A 17,541-nucleotide genomic window follows, 5' to 3' on the forward strand; every position below is an offset into this window, starting at 1 on the left:
TGATTTTGAACTTTCATCCGAAACAGGATGCTGAAACTAAGTTAGAGAGGCGAACAGGTGAAGCCAAGCCTTGTGGCGTTGTTGCATCGAGGTGCTGCATATTTCTTCGGCAAAAGGAAAGGATACCTCATATTTTCTACTCAAAAATCAGAAAACGACAAATGGAAGAACGGGAAACGCTACCCGAATGGCTGTATCGGATTGCATGCAGATGCATGCCTTTGCCTTTTCGATGAAAGCAGAAGGAAAAGCCTAAAAAGACAGGTAGGAAGATTCTCTCTAACAGAGCCACTTCATACCATTTCGACGCCGAAAGTATCCACTTAACAGGAATGGGGTAAACAGTATATGCTGGTTCGTTATTTTCGCATCGAAACAGGATTTTTTCCCTCGGAAGGAATTCGGGGGAACAGAGAGAAATGGCAGGGAATCCCTTCTAAAAACAGATAGGTTTTACTTATACATTTGCCTGCAAGTTCCTGCGATTTCCTTTGATCTCATCAGGTCAGAGAACAAGGATTTCGGCTGCATACATTTGCACCGAAAAGAGAAAATAACAACAATTAAAACGATATTGATATGAGATTTACAGCCATCGACTCCTCCGCTTGGGAGGAACTGAAAAAGAGCATCGAAGAACTGGCTCTTTGCATGAGAGAACATTTCGGGACAAAGCCCGAAGTCCCCGACTTGTTGCACAATGGGGACGTGTGCCGAATACTCAACATCAGCAAGCGAACGCTCCAGCATTATCGGGATACTTCCGTATTGCCCTTCATTCAAATCGGGCATAAGTGCTACTACAAACGTGAGGATGTGGAAGCACTCTTCGAAAAGTCGAACCGAAAAATACAATGACTATGGAACACGAAATCATAAATAAAGAAACGCCCGAAATGAAACAACTCATTTCGGGCATTCAAGAAGTAAGCAAACGTATTCGGGAGATTGCCCAAACGCATCGTCCGCTGTTCGGAGGAGAAATCTATCTCACGGGGAGAGAAGTGTGCGAACACCTTTTCGTCAGTCCTCGCACCTTGCAAGACTATCGGGACAAGGGCATTATTCCCTACACTCAAATCGCAGGGAAGATACTCTACAAGCTCTCCGACTTGGAGAAGCTTTTGGAAGAAAACTATAAGCAAAGATCTTTTTAGAAGCTCTCTGTTTGTGTATATGTTAGCAAGGCATGTTATTTACAAGTTTCTTTTTCATAAAAACGGCATTTGGGGGTATGTTATAAAAGATTATGCGGAAGCATACATCATCATAAAGATAGCTAAAACTTCTTTTTTTAAACAATGAACTAACTATATGAATTTAACAACGCCATATTTTTATACATGACAAAAAATAAAAACACTACTTAGGCAACTCATCATTAGCGAGGTTACCGTTCTATAGATAAATCATCAATTTCCCCTATATGTTGAGTATCCGTATGGGCTAAGCGTAATAGGTACATGGTAATGGCTGTCGTCTTTTATTTCAAAAACGACTTCTATAAAAGGATAAAAACTAGCCTGTTTAAGCCGCTCGAAATAAGGTAATGTAAAATATGTCAACTTGTAAATACCTCTATGATCGGTTCCATTCTCTTTCAAAAAATCTTTGATACGTCCATTTTTATCTGTAATCTTTTCATCAATGATTACCCAGTCTTTATCTCCATTCAATTTCGAAAGTCTAATACTTACTCCAGATGCAGGACGACCTTGAGTAATATCTAAAATATGGCTGGATAATTGAAACTTCACATCCTGAGCAAATGTAAAACTAAAGAATCCCAACAATAATGATATTATTAATACGAATCGTTTCATTTTATTTATTATTTAAGTTGTTAATTATTATTTCCATTACAGCCAAACCTACTTTAGCAATGCGGACATCTTCACTACCATGAGCGCCTCCGACACCTATTCCACCTACAACCTTCCCATCAATAAAAACAGGAACACCCCCATCCATAATTAAAATATTTTCATCCAGATAACGAATATCCTCTGGTATCTTACCTTCTTTGACCCCTTTAAGAATCTCTGAGGTTTCTCTTTTCTGGGAATTGGCTGTGAAAGCTTTTTTGTAACTGGCTCTCAACGTGTGCACGCCTGCGTCCTGATGTCTCAATACCGAAAGGACTTGTCCCGACCGGTCTACAATAGTGACGCAAATCTTAAAGCCGTTTTTTTCAGCTTCTTCAAAGGCTGCTTGCGCAATCTTCATTGCCATATCTCCTGTCAAAATTGGTTCATAAACCTGTTTTGACTGTGCTTTCATTCCCACATGCAGAAATAGCAACATAAATATAAAACAAAATCTCATGGTTGAATAGTAAATCCTAAATACTCTACTGCTTCTTTTGCGATCTTATGGTCATTTTCACCACCACCAGCTCCGGAAACTCCAATGGCTCCGATCAATATGCCGTCTTTCCATATAGGAACACCTCCTCCTAAAAGCAACAATTCAGGCATTGATTCCAGATTTCCAGAAGAAGAATCCGATAACACCTTTTTCATTAAGTCCCAACTTGCAGATTTTGTAGATACTGAAGTATATGCTTTCCTTCGAGATGCTTCGGTATTATGAACGCCGACATTATCTCCCTTCAAAAGTAGAATTGTAGCTCCGGAAGAATTTACTACAGCTACAGATACATTTTTGCCCATCTTCTTCGCTTCCACTTTCGCCTGCTCAGCCAATTTCAAGGCTCCATTTTGTGTTAAATCAAGAGATTTATTTACGCATTGTGCCGACAGATGATAATCTCCTATAAAAAGCACAAAGAGAACTCCTAAAATTAGTTTTGTTAACTTGTTCATAAAGTTAAGATTTTTATGGCTTATGGCCTTCTGTTAAAATAACACATGCTCGTTTGCATTATATTACCAAGATGACACAAGGGAGCTACTCCCTCCGGTAGTCACCGGCCAAGCTACCGCCACCACCGCAGAAGAACATCAAGTCGTAACGGTCGTCGAACTTAGAGGTGAATACATTCATTTCGTTGCCGTTATTCATTGGGCGAATGGTCATTACCGATTTCATATCAGGATTAACATCCTTCATGTTAATCTCAATCTGGTTGTTCACAATTGTACCTTGACCTTTAAATTCACATCCCTTTCCAGAACCGCCGGTTTGTGCGATAGCCACTTCCACGCGCCTGTCGTTTATTTTAGTAATTGTCAGCATTTGTTTGTAAGCACCTTTTTCGTCAGAACCGCAGTTATATGTGCCCACGAACTTGTCTGCCAACATTTCAGTTTCTTTTTTGAGCATATACTCCTCTTTCACCTCTTTCTTTTCGCCGATTTGAGCCAATAGGTCTGCAGAAATCAGTTTATACATTTGCGTTTCGCCATCAAATGTTTTAACGGTAAATATGCTGTCGGTAAATGACCATTTACCATCTACTGTTTCAGACGTATTATCCGAGTCCATATACATTCTTGTCAGATAGGCTGTGCTATCTGCGTTCAGAGTCAGGTGTGTGTGGATACCCGGGCAAGATGCGCAAGGCAGTGTAGCGGAGTACATACCCATGTTGTCCGTAACGTCAACCGGTTCGCTTGTATGAGCCATCTTATTGTTACATCCGCAAAATGTCACTACGGACAGCAATAATGCTTCAATCATTTTTCTGTTCATTCCTTTCTAGTTTTAGAGACAAATATGATTACAAAATTACATTTTTTTTGAATAGAAGCCATGAAGCAGTTCTTAATAAATCGTAATTAGTATAAAAGCACACGTATGAGGTTTTTCGTTATCCTTAATTCCGCAACACTATAATTTAACTTTATTTATAAGTTCCTGAGCAACAAAAAGTTGCCCAGGATTTTGCCATGTCAGAATTTTCACTTATCTTAGTGTTGCAAAAAGAAAACAAGCAAAACTCTAATATGACATGGCAAAAATACAAATTAAATCTGAGAAACTCACACCTTTTGGAGGATTTTTTTCAATCATGGAGAAATTTGACTCCATGCTTTCACCCGTTATCGACTCAACACTGGGTCAGAGATGCAGCAGTATCTTCGGATATCAGTTCAGCGAGATAGTCCGTTCGCTGATGAGCGTTTATTTCTGTGGCGGCTCATGCGTGGAAGATGTAACGTCACAACTGATGCGCCATCTCTCGTATCATCCTACCCTTCGTACATGCAGCTCTGATACCATCCTCAGAGCCATCAAGGAACTGACACAGGAAAACATCTCCTATACTTCCGACCAAGGCAAGACCTATGATTTCAATACTGCAGACAAACTCAACACATTGCTTATAAACGCTTTGGTTTCTACAGGCGAGTTGAAGGAAATTGAGGAATACGATGTTGACTTTGACCATCAGTTCCTTGAAACGGAGAAGTATGATGCAAAACCGACCTACAAAAAGTTCCTCGGCTACAGGCCTGGCGTATATGTTATCGGTGACAAGATAGTCTATATCGAGAACAGCGATGGTAACACGAATGTGCGTTTTCATCAGGCAGACACCCATAAGAGATTCTTCGCTCTTCTGGAATCCCAGAACATCCGTGTAAATCGCTTCAGGGCAGACTGCGGTTCCTGCTCGAAGGAAATCGTCAGTGAGATAGAGAAGCATTGCAAACATTTCTACATCCGTGCCAACCGATGCAGTTCGCTCTACAATGACATCTTTGCTCTGAGAGGATGGAAGACGGAGGAGATTAACGGCATCCAGTTCGAACTCAATTCCATTCTCGTTGAGAAATGGGAAGGCAAGTGCTATCGTCTTGTCATCCAGAGACAAAGACGCAACAGTGGCGACCTTGACCTGTGGGAAGGCGAATACACTTACCGTTGTATTCTGACCAACGATTACAAGTCATCGACAAGGGACATTGTTGAATTCTACAATCTGCGTGGCGGCAAGGAACGTATCTTTGACGACATGAACAACGGATTCGGTTGGAGCAGGCTCCCCAAGTCATTCATGGCGGAGAATACTGTCTTTCTTCTGCTTACTGCATTGATACACAATTTCTACAAGACCATCATGAGCAGGCTTGACACCAAGGCTTTTGGGCTCAAGAAAACGAGTCGCATAAAGGCTTTTGTCTTCAGATTCATCTCCGTACCTGCCAAGTGGATCATGACTGCAAGGCAATACGTGCTGAATATCTACACAGAGAACCGAGCTTATGCAAAACCCTTCAAAACAGAATTCGGATAAGAATCCTTTCTTTCCGGTTTGAATCTGCGTATTACCTCAAGTCGCATCGTGGGGTAAGGGGATGGTGGCTACATATTGATGTTGTGCTGTTGCTTTTTACTGAAAGCTGCTACTAACGACTCATAAATCTACCCTTAATCGTGTATTGGATGATAGTTGCGGATTTTAGGGTTATATTAGGGGTAACCAAACTACCATTATCAGGGAAGTCAATAATGGTCTCTTCGACGATGACAACAATACCTCTCTCAACATCAACCTGTACTTCTTGGGGTGTTGTCATGTTTTCAGTTTGTCATGTTTTCAGTGGCACAAAGCTTCGCTGCCGTAGCTTGGGGTGCAAAACACATCGCAGCAATAGCCACGACTAACGATGCAAATAATCTTTTCATAGTCCTTTCGAAAACTATGGAAAGCACTCTACTGCCTCCTTTCGCCACGCAATATAGCAAAAAAAACTGTTCCACAAACTTTTGGTGTGTTTTTTCGCGCAAATGAATGAAAAATACCCAATAATGGGGGTGCAAAAACACGCCTCATTACACACTACAATATAAATCTAGCCTCTGCTTTCTTCCTGTTTATTAACTTGTCCATATCGTTTGCAATCTTTTGGTCAGTGATTTGAGCGTAAATTTGTGTGCTGGCAATGGATGAATGCCCCATCATCTTGGCAATGCTCTCCATCGGGATACCAGCCTCCAAAGTCAGCGTACCGAAGCTATGGCGGGCAACGTGCCAAGTTAGCGGAGTTCGAATGCCACACGCCAAACCTACGGATTTGAGGTAAGTGAATAGCTTGCCTTTGCTTATCGTATCGGGGAATATCTTCGTGTCTGGGAGTGTCTTGCAATCGCTCTCGTTGTCGTTCTTATAATCCCTCTTGCTTTTTTCTTTTGTGTAAAGGGAGAGTATCTGCTCCGCTATCGGATGCAGGGGGATCAAACTCTCCACTTCCGTTTTTTGTCTTGCCTTGCGGATATACCGCTTCCCCTCACTGTTCGTTTCGATTTGCGAAGCTCTTAGGCTCTGCAAGTCGGCAAATGCCAAACCCGTAAAGACAGAAAAAAGAAACATTCTTCGGCTCAGTTCCGCCCCTTCTTCCTGCAAAGGGAATGCCAAGAGCTTTGCCACCTCGCCCTTGCTCAGGAAACGAGGTTTGCGCTCCACGGCTTCATACTTCACCTCTTCAAACGGATTGAAGCGTATTGTCCCTTGGCTGACAGCTCGGTACATCAACCGACTCAACCAACAGAGATGCTTGTTTATCGTTGCAGGAGCATAGCCCTCCTTCTTCAAATAAAAACGGTAATCATCAAAAAAGTCTATCGTTAGAGCCGTTAGGGGAATATCCTCTTCGCCACGATTTCGCACAAAAGCATTGAGCTGTTTATCGGAACTTCGATTGTTGCTATACGTTCCCTCACTCTTGCTTTCTCGCTGCGCTTTGAGTTCGTCTGCACTAAGGGCAAGAAGTGTCGTTGGAGTCCTCCCGATGCCTTGCAGGTGGTTCTTCAGAAGTTCGGCACTCACCGCTCCATATTTATAAAGCAAAGTATTGTACCCTTGCTCAATTTCCTCCCGAAAGGTTTGCAGGCGTTGGTTGGTCTTCTTGTCCGTTGTTTCTCCTCGCTTCACGCTCCAATCGTGAGGAGTCGTGCTTTCCCCAGTGCTTATCACTACGTTCGCTCCGTCTATGGTGATACGGCAAAGGATTGCCGTTGTGCCGTCCGCTTTGGTCTTGTTCTTATTGATATAGAATAGGATTCTGAATGTACTGCGCATAGCTTTTACAGGGTTAAGGTTAGGTTTTCAGTGAAAGAGAGAAACAGCTCGAACTCATCGAAGAGTTTCTTTGGGGTAACGTGGGCGTATCGCTCGGTCGTTTGGATATTGCTGTGTCCCAACATTCGGCTTACCGTTTCAATGGGAACACCACGTTCCAAAGTAATCAAGGTGGCAAAAGTGTGGCGACCAACGTGTGCCGAAAGGGGAATGGAGATACCTGCCCGAAGTTGTAAGGCTTTGAGTTGGACGAGGTAAGCTGAGTAAACAATGGGAGCAAAGAGAGTGTTGCGCTCATCCGATTGATATCGCTCTATCAAACGCACCGCTTCGGATAGGAGTTTCACACGGCAAAGGGTATTCGTCTTTTGTCTGCGGAACTTCAGCCACAACGTCCCCTCATCGTCCGTAAAGAGGTGTTCCCGATTCAAAGCGATCATATCGCAATAGGCAACGCCCGTATAACAGGAGAAGAGAAAGAGATTGCGAGCGGTCGCCAACTCCGCTTCATAAGGCTCAAATGTCAAGCCCAACAACTTATCCAATGAGGCTCTGTCCAACGCACGAGGTTGTTTATTCTCACCTCGTTCTATCTCTACGTGGGCGAATAGTTGTCGCTCTGTCAAGCACTCACGATACGCCAAACGGCAGACTTTCTTTACTGACAAAGCCATCTTACGATAATGACCTTGCGAATGTCCCAGCTTTCCGACAGAGTAATGTTGCAAGCACTCCAAGAAGTCTTCTTCAATCTGACCGAAAGGAATATCTGTCGTGTGGTACTTCTCACAGATAAAAGCTTGCAGATGCTTACGAATAGTATAGTAACCCCTCATAGTCGTAGCCTTTATTTCGATGCCCACCTTTTGCTCCATCTCTTCGACCATTCGGTCGTATCGCTCCAAGAAGGTTGTCTGGCTTTGCATACTTCCTTGAAACTGCTCCTTGATGTCTGTTGCCGTAAAGACTACACCTCTCTCGCAAAGCACTCTATAAGCCGACTGCACTGCGAGAAGCAAGCGTTCTAACTTGCCATTCGTGGCCACTGCTTCACGGCTCTTCCCGTTCAGTCTGCTCTCACGAGCATTCCACAGCTTGGGATCGCATGAAAGCTTACAACTAAATTGGGCTATTGTTCGTCCGTATGTTATTCGTCCCATTATCGGGGCTTGCCCCGACTTGTCCAATCCGCTCTTTTTCAGGTAGAGCAAAACCTTGAATTTGCCTGTTTGCATACGCTTCTGTTTTATGGGCAAAGTTACCCGTTATCGAAGCATTTTCAGCTATGCAAAACATTGTAATACAAAGCATAAGAGCCGAAATAAAGGAACAGTGAGTTGCCGAACACTCTTCTGTCAGTTACCTTCTCTTACCTCTTCGTTACCGTTAGAGAAATGGACTAACGATTTGGTAACGGAACTTCTGCATAAATCCACGCTTTCTGCACTTTATCCCTCAATGCAAACCACCGAGATATGGCGCAAATCCCTCTCATTTCCATTTACTTACCTCTCATTCTCTCTCTAATACCCTTTCCTCGAATAGTTCCGGCCGTATGAATTTATGATCTAAAGAATAAAATTACATAAATGCTTAGGAGGAAAAAAATAAAACCTGCTAAAAAAATCTATTGTCGTATTAATTTATTGTTACCATATAAATGATAACCTACTGTTGCTTTTCTCTTTATACACTTGCAGCAAATACCACCAAGCCATTCAAGATTAACCTGTTATACCATATAATTAAAAATTTATTTTACCTTGTTATCAATAAAAAATTATCTCTTTAATAGTGAATTATAACTAATCAATGATATGTCATAATTAAATTATGGGAACAATCTATCAAAAATGAGCTGCATTTTGGCACAATTAAGCATATATTTGCGAAAATTTAAATTTATGAACTATAAACTTGAGCTCAATACACAGGAGCCCAACTCTAAAGTTGTTTTTAATACAATACTATTTGATGTGTTCAAGATTAATATAGTTGAAAGGTATATGGGATCTATGAAAGCTCGTCCGGTATTATGTGAAGCGCTATTTAAAGTAAGAACTTTAGATGACCAGCTTATCCCGAGAAGAGATGGGAATACCAGGGTAAAGATTAAGGGTAATGATTTTGAAGTTTATCAGAAATTAATAAAAGATCTGAACTCTTACGAATATAAAAACAAGCTGATCAACAGAAAAGAGGTTGAACAGAACTATGTTCATTTTGTTCTGAGCCTGGTGATTGCTAACTATGATCTTAATTAGGGAATTGTATATTGCACCATCAGAAGAATATGGACAAGAACTACAATCTTTAGTTTTCGGTTTTCCCTGGTATAAAGGCTTATAGTACCTAATTAAATTCGGGCACCGGCTTTCAGGTAATAAACAATAGTTTTCAATACCGGAGTGATGTGTATAGATTATCTAAAAATCTAAAATTCATATTCTTAAAGCCGGACTATCCGGAGCCAGAAAGGAGTCTTTCACGATCCGTCTTTAATAAGATGGAGATCGTTCGCTGTATTGTTATACGAGAAAGATCACAATTTAGATGATTGTTTTTGTCTAATTAACATGTAAAAGCGGCAAAAGAGCCTGAGAGCATTCTGCAAAATCAATCAATGGAGTTTCATCAGCTCTTTATAGACATCCGGATATATTATTCCGGATTAACATTCACTATTGAATTGGCAAGGATATTATAATATTTCTGCAATCATCCATCCGGATTTCATCAGTTCTCCGCATTATGATCTTACTCATATTTTATTGGGGATTAAATATCGAATTTTGATTCAGAGCATTTAAAATAATACTCTGAATATCTTATGAAAAATTTATTTTTAACAATCATTGCCATAAGTTTCATGGCAGCCTGCAAGAAAAACGATACCCAAAAGGATATGCCTGCCACCGATTCTGTTGAAGTACAAAGAACCTATTCCGACACAGCTACTTCTACAAAACAGAATCCAAAGGATAGTTTAAGCAGCCGGGACAGTATTAACACAAAAACCCATATAGGGGGACGGAGAACCAGCAATAACAATACCGGTAATGGTACGGGTAATATCAATGCTGCGGTATCAGACAGTGCACGGCCTGCAAAATAGGCTACTATAATATCAGACAACCTCTGCTGTAGAATGTATATCCATTGTAAAATTAAACATGCCTGTTCACAAGCCCAGAATATTTCCGTTAATCCAGTTGCTTTATTATTTTATTACGGCAGTATGGCCACTTATTCATATGAAGAGCTTTTTGGACATTACGGGGGATAAAACAGATCTATGGCTCGTAAAAACAGTCAGCGTATTACTTTTACCTTATTGTATTCTTTTATTATTGCTTTCATTGAATTCAAAAAAGAACCTCATTATTGTTGCTGCCGTTTTTCTTGGTGGTCTTAGCCTCGCTGTTATAGATGTTTATTATTATTTCAGCAATGTTATCAAGTGGGTATACCTGATAGACGCCTTTATTCAGACTATATTCCTGATATACTGGCTCTTTTACATTATCAATTCTTTGAAGAAAAACAATCAGTTTTCCAGATGACCCAGATGGAAAGCCAGGCTTTTTTCAATGGGAATAAACGTATAATTCAATTCATCTGTAATTTTCTTATTAGATACCTTTGGAAAGGTGGTAAGAAACCGGATATTTTGTTTTGTGAGGAGTCTTAATGATGGAAACAGCCAGGATACAAATATAGCGGCTATTCTCCCGATATTTAAAATAAAGGGGCCCAAAACCAGGGGTACCCTTCTTCTTCCCGTATGCAGTCCTGCCATTATAAACAGTTCTTCGTAGGTTTTATTTTCTGATGCTATTAAAAATCGCTCCCCAAACTTATTTTTCTCCATGAGTTTAATACCGGTTCTGGCAACATCTCTTACATCAACGCAGGCTGTTCCTCCGGAGAATGTATAAAAATTATTTGTAAGAAAGTGTAAAAAGCCGGTGCTGCTTTTTTTTATGTTTCCGGTACCTATGATCATACCCGGATTTATAATGATTACAGGCAAGCCATTTTCCATTTCCCTGGCAGCGACCTTGTCTGCCTTAAGTTTTGACAAGGCATATACCGTATTATCGTAGTCCGGGATGAATTCAGAATTTTCATGGATGAGTTGGCTTTGACAGTTATCTTTAAAAATAACAGATGAACTCACGTAAAGGATTTTTTTTATCTTGCAATATTGACAGGCTTCTAAAATATTTTTCGTTGCATTAATATTAAAATAGCTCACCTCATCCTCTTTTTCAGGATCATAACTTACAATTGCAGCACAGTGATACACCTCATCTACGTCTGCCAGTGCATTCCTGATGCTTTCGACACTATCAAAGTCTACATCAATCCACTGAATTCTATCAAAGAAGAGCTCATAATCCCGGGTATAATATTGATATGAGCTTTTTACTTCTTCAAGATTACTGCTCTTTCTTTTTGATCCGATAACAGTTTTCCCCTGCTTCAGCAATTCCAAAGTAATCACTCTACCAAGAATTCCGGTGGCTCCGGTAATAAAAACCATATTAACAGTAGTTATTTAATAATCCTTCTATTCTTTTTCGTTTATCCAGGCAGACATGTATTCCCTGTTCATTCTGGCAATTGTATCTAAAGATATGTGCTTAGGGCATTCTATCTCACAAGCGCCAATTACAGAACAGTTACCAAATCCTTCATCATCCATAGCCTTAACCATATTGAGAACTCTTCTTTTGGCTTCCACTCTCCCTTGGGGAAGCAAGGCAAAATGGGATACTTTGGCACCTACAAAAAGCATAGCTGCACCATTGGGGCAACAAGCTACACATGCTCCACAGCTGATGCAGGCTGCCGCATCCATTGCTTTATCGGCATCTTCTTTTGGAACGGCTATAGCATTGGCGTCCAATGTTTTTCCGGATGTATTCACAGAAATAAATCCTCCCGCGGCCATTATCCTGTCAAAAGCACTGCGGTCCGTAATAAGATCTTTTATCACCGGGAAGGCTATGCTACGCCATGGTTCAATAGTAATTACTTCTCCATCCTTAAACATTCTCATATGCAACTGGCAGGTAGTTATTCCGGTGTCCGGGCCATGAGCTCTTCCGTTAATATAGAGGGAACACATTCCACAGATACCTTCCCTGCAATCGTGATCAAAAGCAACCGGTTCTTTATCCTCATCAATTAACTGTTCGTTGAGAATATCCAGCATTTCAAGAAATGATAAATTAGTTGAGATATTATTAATTTTATATAGCTCAAACCTACCTTTTGCTTTTCTATTTTTTTGCCTCCATATTTTTAATGTGAGGTTTAAGTTTCTGATGCTATTCATATTAGTACTTTAAAAGGTTAGAAGGCATATACAATAAGATAGACAGTTTCTTACAGATAGAATTGAACATATTGCGACTACTGTGATTTTTCAATATTGCCTTTCGCTTGTCTATTGTGTTTTTAAGCTCCTTATATACAATGGGAGTACAGTACTTTATTACTGGTTGTTTCTCCTGATTTCATTTGTATGAAAAGTAAGAAGCCTGATACCTCATGAAATCATTATATTGTTAATTCCATAAGAGGTTTTCTGGTCATATTAAGATTGATAGCCGTATTCGCCAGGCATTATGAATAGGATGCTCCTGTAAATATACCTTTCCTGAGATTTATTTTACAGTTATCTGTTAAGATATGTACTTTAAGATTTTCCGCAAAAATGGGTTCTCCGTTTTTTACCGTTTTACTATTAGTCTGGCCTATTTCTTCCGCATTAAGAAGCCAGGTCATACCGGATCCTTTACAGGTCGCGGTACTGCCTTCTTCAATTACTAATGCCGTATCTTCCCCCAATCCTAAACCCCAGCAATCCTGATTCAGAATAACGGCATGCGCAAGCCTGCCGAACCTACCTCTGTGAACAAAGTGGGTATCTACAATGCAATTTCCTATAAAACCCCATCCTGAATCTAATTTAATATCATGTTCTAAAATGGCTTCTCCATTATTTGCTTCAAGAATGACAATATCGGGAATACACATAGCACCTGCACTGGTACCGGCAAGGGTAAAATCTTTTTCGTTGATATATTTTTCTTTTAAGATATATTTCAAAGCGGATTGTTTCAAAACATCACAAATCCTGTTTTGATCTCCTCCTGCAAAAAAAATAGTTTTGGCTGCTGATGCCCGCTTAATCTGATAGTCGGTATGGAGCTGCTCATCACAAATATCTAAAAATCCGAAATTGGAATACCCTATTTTTTCAAAGGCTTCGGTATATGTTTTTTGTAAGCTTTCCGGTTCAGCACTGGCTGTAGTAATCACTTCTATCCTATCATCCTTTGAACCGGCCAGGAGTTTAAGAATTTCTCCGGGACGAAAATTATTATTTTTTTCTCTCATTTCCTCATTACCCCCATCCTCTTTATTTTCCTTTCCTCCTATGAGCAGGAGTTTTCCGCAAGGTGTTACAGACATATATTAAATTTATTGGTTAAACTGATTATTTGGGTTAATTACATTCAATTACCTTTACATTCCCCGCGGGAAACATTATATTTCATTCCTGTTGATAATTGATTATAAAACAGTCCTGTATTCCGCTGAATTCTTAGTATTCTGATCCGGAAAACTATTCCGTTCTTTGGATGCATTTATCTTAAGTAAAGCGTGTATTATGCTTTCTTCATCTGTATTATCTGTATTATCTGTATTATCTGTATCAGCGGCTTCTTCAACGTGTGTAAACAGAGTAATTCCTGTATGGGCAAGCTTATCCTTAAAGGCATGACACCATGACAGGATAAAACACTGCACACCATGAAAAATCCAATATCCCGGATCTGAAGTATGGGCAGCATGTATTATATTCAAGATTTTTCCGGAACCCTCCTGCATACGTTCTTTCAAAAACAGGTCATTTAATAACATTGTGGATATAATATTGAGATTAACGATATCTATTTCCCTGTGTACATCCATATTTTTTAATTTCCCGTACAACTCCCGTCCCGTATTATTAATGAGAATTTCGGGGCTTATTCCATTTAATTTCAACTCGGAATATAAAGAATAGACCTCTTCTTGCCTTAAAAGGTTTTTTGTGATAGCAATCACTTCTGCCCCTATTTTTTTTAACCTGTTTGATTTTTCTTCCAGTTCGTCAATATTTTGTGCTACTAAAATAAGATTGTAACCATTTATGGCTAATTGTCTGGCTATTTTATAGCTCAGGTCTTCCGTTGCTCCGATTATTAAAACAAAATTAGATTTACTTTTCATGGGTACTATTTTTTGGTATACTATCAGTTTTTAAAGTGCTGAAGGCTTCCAGGGATCGAGGACAACTTTTACACAATCGTCAAGTTTCTTGTCGAAAATATCATACCCCTTCGCCACGTCTTCTAATGAGAGCCTGTGGGTAATAATATCATCTAAAACGACCTGTCCACTTTGTACGTAGTCCAGTAATTTATCAATAATAGTATGAACATTACATTGTCCTGCTTTAATGGTGATACCTTTGTCAAATATCTGCCCCAGTTTAAAATTATCATAATTCACGGGATAAACTCCCAATATGGAAACCGTTCCACCCCTTCGTACAGAGCTCATACAAGCTTCAAGCACTTTAATAGAGCCTTTTTCCAGATTTAGCACCGCTTTTGCTCTGTCTAAAAAATTTCTATCGGGTTCGAATCCTACTGCATCAATGCACAGATCTGCCCCTCTTCCGTCAGTAAGATCCCTGATCTGCTGAATGACTTCCTTGCCGTCTTCCCATAGAATCGTATCACATCCTGTAAGGTTTTTAATCTGATTTAACCGGTATTGCCGGGTATCAATAACTATTATTTTTTTTGCCCCATGCAGAATGGAACTTTTAGCAGACATTGATCCTACCGGTCCGGCACCAAAAATGGCAACCGTTTCGCCTCCTTTTAAATTCCCCCACATTACTCCTGTATATCCCGTGGGAAAAATATCTGTAAGGAATAAGACCTGCTCATCGGTAAGGTTTTCAGGGACTTTTCTGGGCCCGACATGGGCATAAGGAACCCTTACATACTGTGCCTGACCGCCGTCATACCCGCCATACAGATCTGTATAACCAAATAATGCTCCTCCTTTTTCTGTAATGAGGCCTCCTTCCGGCCCGTAATGGTCTGGATTACTATGTTCACAGGCTGTCGGTAAATCATGCCGGCAAAAAAAACAGCTGCCACATGAAATAGGAAAAGGTACCACTACTCTATCTCCCACCTTTAAATGAGTGATGTCTTTACCAGTCTCTTCAACAACCCCCATAAATTCGTGTCCCATCACCATAGGACGCAGTTGGGGGATCGCTCCTGAATACATATGGAGGTCGCTTCCGCAAATTGCTGTTGAAGTGACTTTTAAAATAATATCGGTGGGATTTTTTATACCCGGATCTTCTACGGTATCACAAGTAATAGTTCCCGGCGAGTGTATGACTGCTGCTTTCATATTTAAATATTTAGGTGAATGATGTTTTTTTGACGGGCTGTCAATCTGCTTGCTGTTTTATAGCGTAGTTACTCCGGGGATCGGAAAATTATTATCCTATCGGAACCTGTAAAAATTTCTCAAGGTAATCAACATCTTTTTTATCTTTTACCGACATGCTGAACATCACTTCGGCAGGTTCTTTCCTTCCTATAAACCTCTGGTCGTAAAATTTAGCGATCAGTGCCTTACTATGATCTTCCCATATTATAAATAACAGATAAATATTTCCCTCTATTGGTTTTGAAAAAATTACAGATCCGCCTTCGAATCCGCTCCAGTTATTTTTTATCTCGGAGAAATTTCGTGATTGAAGCAGTTTTATCAGTTTTTGAGTTTTCATTCTTACGTAAAAGATTTTTTTAAAAAAAAGTAAACCATATGCCTAAAAAGCATATGATTTACCGGTTTAAGCATTAATCTTCTTGTTCTGCGTCAAAATTGATATAATTTTCAGCAATTTCTGTAAGATTATAGTCTGTATCTTCTTCTTCCTGTAATGTTTTTTCAAGAAGATCTGCTGCTTTATCATGTCCCATGGTAAGAGCGAGCTGAACCAGTCCTCCATATGTTGCAATTTCATAATGTTCTACTTTTTGTGCAGCTATTATTAATGCTGCATCGCGTGTCATAGACCCGTCCTCAGTAGATTTTATCACTTCTTCACCTTCTTTAATGATACCTTTGATGGCTTCACATTCTTTTTTTTCAGGTGTTTCGTCAAGTAATTTAAAGACTTTTTCCAGTCTGCTTACATGTTTTTTTGTCTGAAGCTGATGATCTTCAAAAGCATCTTTTAATTCTTCTGTAGTAGCGGCTTCCTGCATTTTGTCCAAAGCCTCTATAATTGCATTTTCAGCATAATAAATATCTTTAAGTGCTGATACAAAAAATTTGTGAAGATTAGAGTCTTCTTTTCCATCTTCATTAACCTTTGTGCTTGCTGATGGTTTCTTGGTTGCTCCTGAAGTGCTTTCAGAGGCCCCTTTTATACTATTGGTATCTAAGATTTTCGTTGCCATTTTACTAAATATTATTTTGATTTAGAAAGATTACCTCTTTATTGTTTATAAAGAGGTAATCTTGAAAATGAATTATGAATTATTACGTCTGCCTCCAAAGCCTGATCTCCCAGAACCTGATGATCTGCCTCCACCGTGAGATGCCTGGCCTCCCATTCTGGCAATTCTTGTACGTTCTGCTTTACTCATGGATGCAAAACCTCGTCTTGAAGTTCCATTTCCTGAGCTTGAACCACGTCCGGAGCTGCTGTTACCGGATCCTGATCTTGAACCTCTACCGGATCCTGATCTTCCTGAATCTGAACCTGAATTTGATCTGGATCTAGAGCCAGAACCTGATGATCTGCCTCCTCCATGAGAAGCTTCACCGCCCATTCTGGCGATTCTTGTACGCTCTGCTTTGCTCATAGATGCAAAACCTCGTCTTGAGGTACCGCTTCCGCTTCCTGATGATGAAGATCTGCCTCTTCCACCTGAACGTGAGCCAGAACCGGAGCCTGATCTAGAACCTGAACCTGAACGTCCACGCGAACCACCTCTGCTGCCTCCGGAAGTAAATCTTCCCTGGCTATCTCTTTGCTGATTTCTGTTTCCACTATTTCCACGACCTCTTCTTCCTCTATTATCATCTTCATCATCGTCGTCGTCATAATCTTCATCATCGTCGTCATAATCTTCATCATAATCTTCATCGTCATAATCTTCATCATCATAATCATCGTCATCATAATCATCGTCATACTCATCATCAAAGTAGTCTTCATACTCTGAAAAATCATCATCATAGTCTTCATCCTGAGATGCATCATTATAACCATGATCGTATCCTAATTGGTAAACTTCTTCCAGGTTATCTGATGAATGTGAACCTCCTCTTGAACTGCGGTTTCTTGAATTTCTAGTGTTCATAATTGAAATTTTTTATATTAATATTTAGTGATAATTATTGCTGGCCGTGACTAGTATTAGACAGCAATAACAGTTATTTATATT

21 protein-coding genes are annotated in these 17,541 nt (G+C 40.0%); 7 read left to right on the forward strand and 14 right to left on the reverse strand.

The window, feature by feature from the left end; genetic code table 11:
- Window positions 1-57 precede the first annotated feature (57 nt).
- The 3 genes from OK18_RS19675 (at window position 58) to OK18_RS19685 (ending at window position 1,157) form a co-directional block, all read left to right on the forward strand.
- The gene (locus OK18_RS19675; protein WP_174441966.1) at window positions 58-327 is read left to right on the forward strand and encodes a hypothetical protein; all 270 of its coding nucleotides are present in this window, start codon (window positions 58-60) and stop codon (window positions 325-327) included.
- Window positions 328-651: 324 nt separating this feature from the next.
- Window positions 652-858: a helix-turn-helix domain-containing protein gene (locus OK18_RS21970; protein WP_228377736.1), complete on the forward strand. Its 207-nt coding sequence runs from the start codon at window positions 652-654 to the stop codon at window positions 856-858.
- A 2-nt stretch (window positions 859-860) separates the two neighbouring features.
- A complete protein-coding gene (locus tag OK18_RS19685) occupies window positions 861-1,157 on the forward strand; it encodes a helix-turn-helix domain-containing protein (RefSeq protein WP_053329439.1) in 297 nt (98 codons plus the stop codon).
- A 255-nt stretch (window positions 1,158-1,412) separates the two neighbouring features.
- Here the strand turns inward: OK18_RS19685 and uraH are convergent, their stop codons facing one another.
- From uraH to OK18_RS19705, 4 genes are all read right to left on the reverse strand, one after another.
- Window positions 1,413-1,823: a hydroxyisourate hydrolase gene (gene uraH, locus OK18_RS19690; protein ID WP_053329117.1), complete on the reverse strand. Its 411-nt coding sequence runs from the start codon at window positions 1,821-1,823 to the stop codon at window positions 1,413-1,415.
- A 1-nt stretch (window position 1,824) separates the two neighbouring features.
- On the reverse strand, window positions 1,825-2,325 hold the full coding sequence (locus tag OK18_RS19695) for a GlcG/HbpS family heme-binding protein (protein WP_053329118.1): 501 nt from the start codon (window positions 2,323-2,325) through the stop codon (window positions 1,825-1,827).
- On the reverse strand, window positions 2,322-2,825 hold the full coding sequence (locus OK18_RS19700; protein WP_053329119.1) for a GlcG/HbpS family heme-binding protein: 504 nt from the start codon (window positions 2,823-2,825) through the stop codon (window positions 2,322-2,324). Before OK18_RS19700 ends, OK18_RS19695 begins: the two co-directional genes overlap by 4 nt.
- Window positions 2,826-2,910: 85 nt before the next feature.
- On the reverse strand, window positions 2,911-3,654 hold the full coding sequence (locus tag OK18_RS19705) for a copper resistance protein NlpE N-terminal domain-containing protein (RefSeq protein WP_053329120.1): 744 nt from the start codon (window positions 3,652-3,654) through the stop codon (window positions 2,911-2,913).
- Between the two features lie 259 nt (window positions 3,655-3,913).
- Here OK18_RS19705 and OK18_RS19710 point away from each other — a divergent pair, with 259 nt between their 5' ends.
- Entirely contained in the window at window positions 3,914-5,203 is a 1,290-nt protein-coding gene (locus OK18_RS19710; RefSeq protein ID WP_053329121.1) for an IS1380-like element IS612 family transposase, read from the forward strand.
- Window positions 5,204-5,749: 546 nt separating this feature from the next.
- On the opposite strand, the gene OK18_RS19720 is transcribed toward OK18_RS19710, so the two are convergent.
- Both OK18_RS19720 and OK18_RS19725 read right to left on the reverse strand, forming a co-directional pair.
- Complete coding sequence (locus OK18_RS19720) at window positions 5,750-6,988, reverse strand: site-specific integrase (protein WP_053329123.1); 1,239 nt, start codon at window positions 6,986-6,988, stop codon at window positions 5,750-5,752.
- Window positions 6,989-6,993: 5 nt separating this feature from the next.
- A complete protein-coding gene (locus OK18_RS19725) occupies window positions 6,994-8,223 on the reverse strand; it encodes a site-specific integrase (protein WP_053329124.1) in 1,230 nt (409 codons plus the stop codon).
- A gap of 669 nt (window positions 8,224-8,892) precedes the next feature.
- On the opposite strand from OK18_RS19725, the gene OK18_RS19730 reads away from it, so the two are divergent.
- From OK18_RS19730 to OK18_RS19740, 3 genes are all read left to right on the forward strand, one after another.
- Window positions 8,893-9,252 (forward strand): hypothetical protein, encoded by a 360-nt coding sequence (locus OK18_RS19730; RefSeq protein WP_053329125.1) that lies wholly within the window; start codon window positions 8,893-8,895, stop codon window positions 9,250-9,252.
- Between the two features lie 566 nt (window positions 9,253-9,818).
- The gene (locus tag OK18_RS19735) at window positions 9,819-10,103 is read left to right on the forward strand and encodes a hypothetical protein (RefSeq protein WP_050020429.1); all 285 of its coding nucleotides are present in this window, start codon (window positions 9,819-9,821) and stop codon (window positions 10,101-10,103) included.
- Between the two features lie 58 nt (window positions 10,104-10,161).
- A complete protein-coding gene (locus OK18_RS19740; RefSeq protein WP_050020428.1) occupies window positions 10,162-10,551 on the forward strand; it encodes a hypothetical protein in 390 nt (129 codons plus the stop codon).
- Here OK18_RS19740 and OK18_RS19745 read toward each other — a convergent pair.
- From OK18_RS19745 to OK18_RS19780, 8 genes are all read right to left on the reverse strand, one after another.
- Window positions 10,536-11,534, reverse strand: a complete 999-nt coding sequence (locus OK18_RS19745; RefSeq protein WP_053329126.1) for an NAD-dependent epimerase/dehydratase family protein — start codon at window positions 11,532-11,534, stop codon at window positions 10,536-10,538. The two genes, OK18_RS19740 and OK18_RS19745, sit on opposite strands and share 16 nt — an antisense overlap.
- A 27-nt stretch (window positions 11,535-11,561) precedes the next feature.
- Window positions 11,562-12,332, reverse strand: a complete 771-nt coding sequence (locus tag OK18_RS19750; RefSeq protein ID WP_050020424.1) for a succinate dehydrogenase/fumarate reductase iron-sulfur subunit — start codon at window positions 12,330-12,332, stop codon at window positions 11,562-11,564.
- A gap of 290 nt (window positions 12,333-12,622) precedes the next feature.
- On the reverse strand, window positions 12,623-13,474 hold the full coding sequence (locus tag OK18_RS19755) for a cyanophycinase (protein WP_053329127.1): 852 nt from the start codon (window positions 13,472-13,474) through the stop codon (window positions 12,623-12,625).
- 102 nt (window positions 13,475-13,576) lie between these two features.
- On the reverse strand, window positions 13,577-14,278 hold the full coding sequence (locus tag OK18_RS19760) for an SDR family NAD(P)-dependent oxidoreductase (RefSeq protein ID WP_053329128.1): 702 nt from the start codon (window positions 14,276-14,278) through the stop codon (window positions 13,577-13,579).
- A 30-nt stretch (window positions 14,279-14,308) separates the two neighbouring features.
- Entirely contained in the window at window positions 14,309-15,487 is a 1,179-nt protein-coding gene (locus OK18_RS19765) for a zinc-dependent alcohol dehydrogenase (protein ID WP_053329129.1), read from the reverse strand.
- A 91-nt stretch (window positions 15,488-15,578) separates the two neighbouring features.
- A complete protein-coding gene (locus tag OK18_RS19770) occupies window positions 15,579-15,869 on the reverse strand; it encodes a hypothetical protein (protein ID WP_050020421.1) in 291 nt (96 codons plus the stop codon).
- Between the two features lie 73 nt (window positions 15,870-15,942).
- The gene (locus OK18_RS19775) at window positions 15,943-16,548 is read right to left on the reverse strand and encodes a ferritin-like domain-containing protein (protein ID WP_053329130.1); all 606 of its coding nucleotides are present in this window, start codon (window positions 16,546-16,548) and stop codon (window positions 15,943-15,945) included.
- Between the two features lie 72 nt (window positions 16,549-16,620).
- Complete coding sequence (locus OK18_RS19780; protein ID WP_050020420.1) at window positions 16,621-17,457, reverse strand: KGG domain-containing protein; 837 nt, start codon at window positions 17,455-17,457, stop codon at window positions 16,621-16,623.
- Window positions 17,458-17,541 lie beyond the last annotated feature (84 nt).

The sequence above is a fragment of the Chryseobacterium gallinarum genome, from assembly GCF_001021975.1.
In the GTDB taxonomy this organism is placed as follows: domain Bacteria; phylum Bacteroidota; class Bacteroidia; order Flavobacteriales; family Weeksellaceae; genus Chryseobacterium; species Chryseobacterium gallinarum.

Bases quoted from the DNA above. Each gene is read 5' to 3' on its own strand.
- OK18_RS21970 (WP_228377736.1), top strand. From the start codon at position 652: ATGAGAGAACATTTCGGGACAAAGCCCGAAGTCCCCGACTTGTTGCAC.
- OK18_RS19685 (WP_053329439.1), top strand. From the start codon at position 861: ATGGAACACGAAATCATAAATAAAGAAACGCCCGAAATGAAACAACTC.
- uraH (WP_053329117.1), bottom strand. From the start codon at position 1,823: ATGAAACGATTCGTATTAATAATATCATTATTGTTGGGATTCTTTAGT.
- OK18_RS19695 (WP_053329118.1), bottom strand. From the start codon at position 2,325: ATGAGATTTTGTTTTATATTTATGTTGCTATTTCTGCATGTGGGAATG.
- OK18_RS19700 (WP_053329119.1), bottom strand. From the start codon at position 2,825: ATGAACAAGTTAACAAAACTAATTTTAGGAGTTCTCTTTGTGCTTTTT.
- OK18_RS19705 (WP_053329120.1), bottom strand. From the start codon at position 3,654: ATGAACAGAAAAATGATTGAAGCATTATTGCTGTCCGTAGTGACATTT.
- OK18_RS19710 (WP_053329121.1), top strand. From the start codon at position 3,914: ATGGCAAAAATACAAATTAAATCTGAGAAACTCACACCTTTTGGAGGA.
- OK18_RS19720 (WP_053329123.1), bottom strand. From the start codon at position 6,988: ATGCGCAGTACATTCAGAATCCTATTCTATATCAATAAGAACAAGACC.
- OK18_RS19725 (WP_053329124.1), bottom strand. From the start codon at position 8,223: ATGCAAACAGGCAAATTCAAGGTTTTGCTCTACCTGAAAAAGAGCGGA.
- OK18_RS19730 (WP_053329125.1), top strand. From the start codon at position 8,893: ATGAACTATAAACTTGAGCTCAATACACAGGAGCCCAACTCTAAAGTT.
- OK18_RS19735 (WP_050020429.1), top strand. From the start codon at position 9,819: ATGAAAAATTTATTTTTAACAATCATTGCCATAAGTTTCATGGCAGCC.
- OK18_RS19740 (WP_050020428.1), top strand. From the start codon at position 10,162: ATGCCTGTTCACAAGCCCAGAATATTTCCGTTAATCCAGTTGCTTTAT.
- OK18_RS19745 (WP_053329126.1), bottom strand. From the start codon at position 11,534: ATGGTTTTTATTACCGGAGCCACCGGAATTCTTGGTAGAGTGATTACT.
- OK18_RS19750 (WP_050020424.1), bottom strand. From the start codon at position 12,332: ATGAATAGCATCAGAAACTTAAACCTCACATTAAAAATATGGAGGCAA.
- OK18_RS19755 (WP_053329127.1), bottom strand. From the start codon at position 13,474: ATGTCTGTAACACCTTGCGGAAAACTCCTGCTCATAGGAGGAAAGGAA.
- OK18_RS19760 (WP_053329128.1), bottom strand. From the start codon at position 14,278: ATGAAAAGTAAATCTAATTTTGTTTTAATAATCGGAGCAACGGAAGAC.
- OK18_RS19765 (WP_053329129.1), bottom strand. From the start codon at position 15,487: ATGAAAGCAGCAGTCATACACTCGCCGGGAACTATTACTTGTGATACC.
- OK18_RS19770 (WP_050020421.1), bottom strand. From the start codon at position 15,869: ATGAAAACTCAAAAACTGATAAAACTGCTTCAATCACGAAATTTCTCC.
- OK18_RS19775 (WP_053329130.1), bottom strand. From the start codon at position 16,548: ATGGCAACGAAAATCTTAGATACCAATAGTATAAAAGGGGCCTCTGAA.
- OK18_RS19780 (WP_050020420.1), bottom strand. From the start codon at position 17,457: ATGAACACTAGAAATTCAAGAAACCGCAGTTCAAGAGGAGGTTCACAT.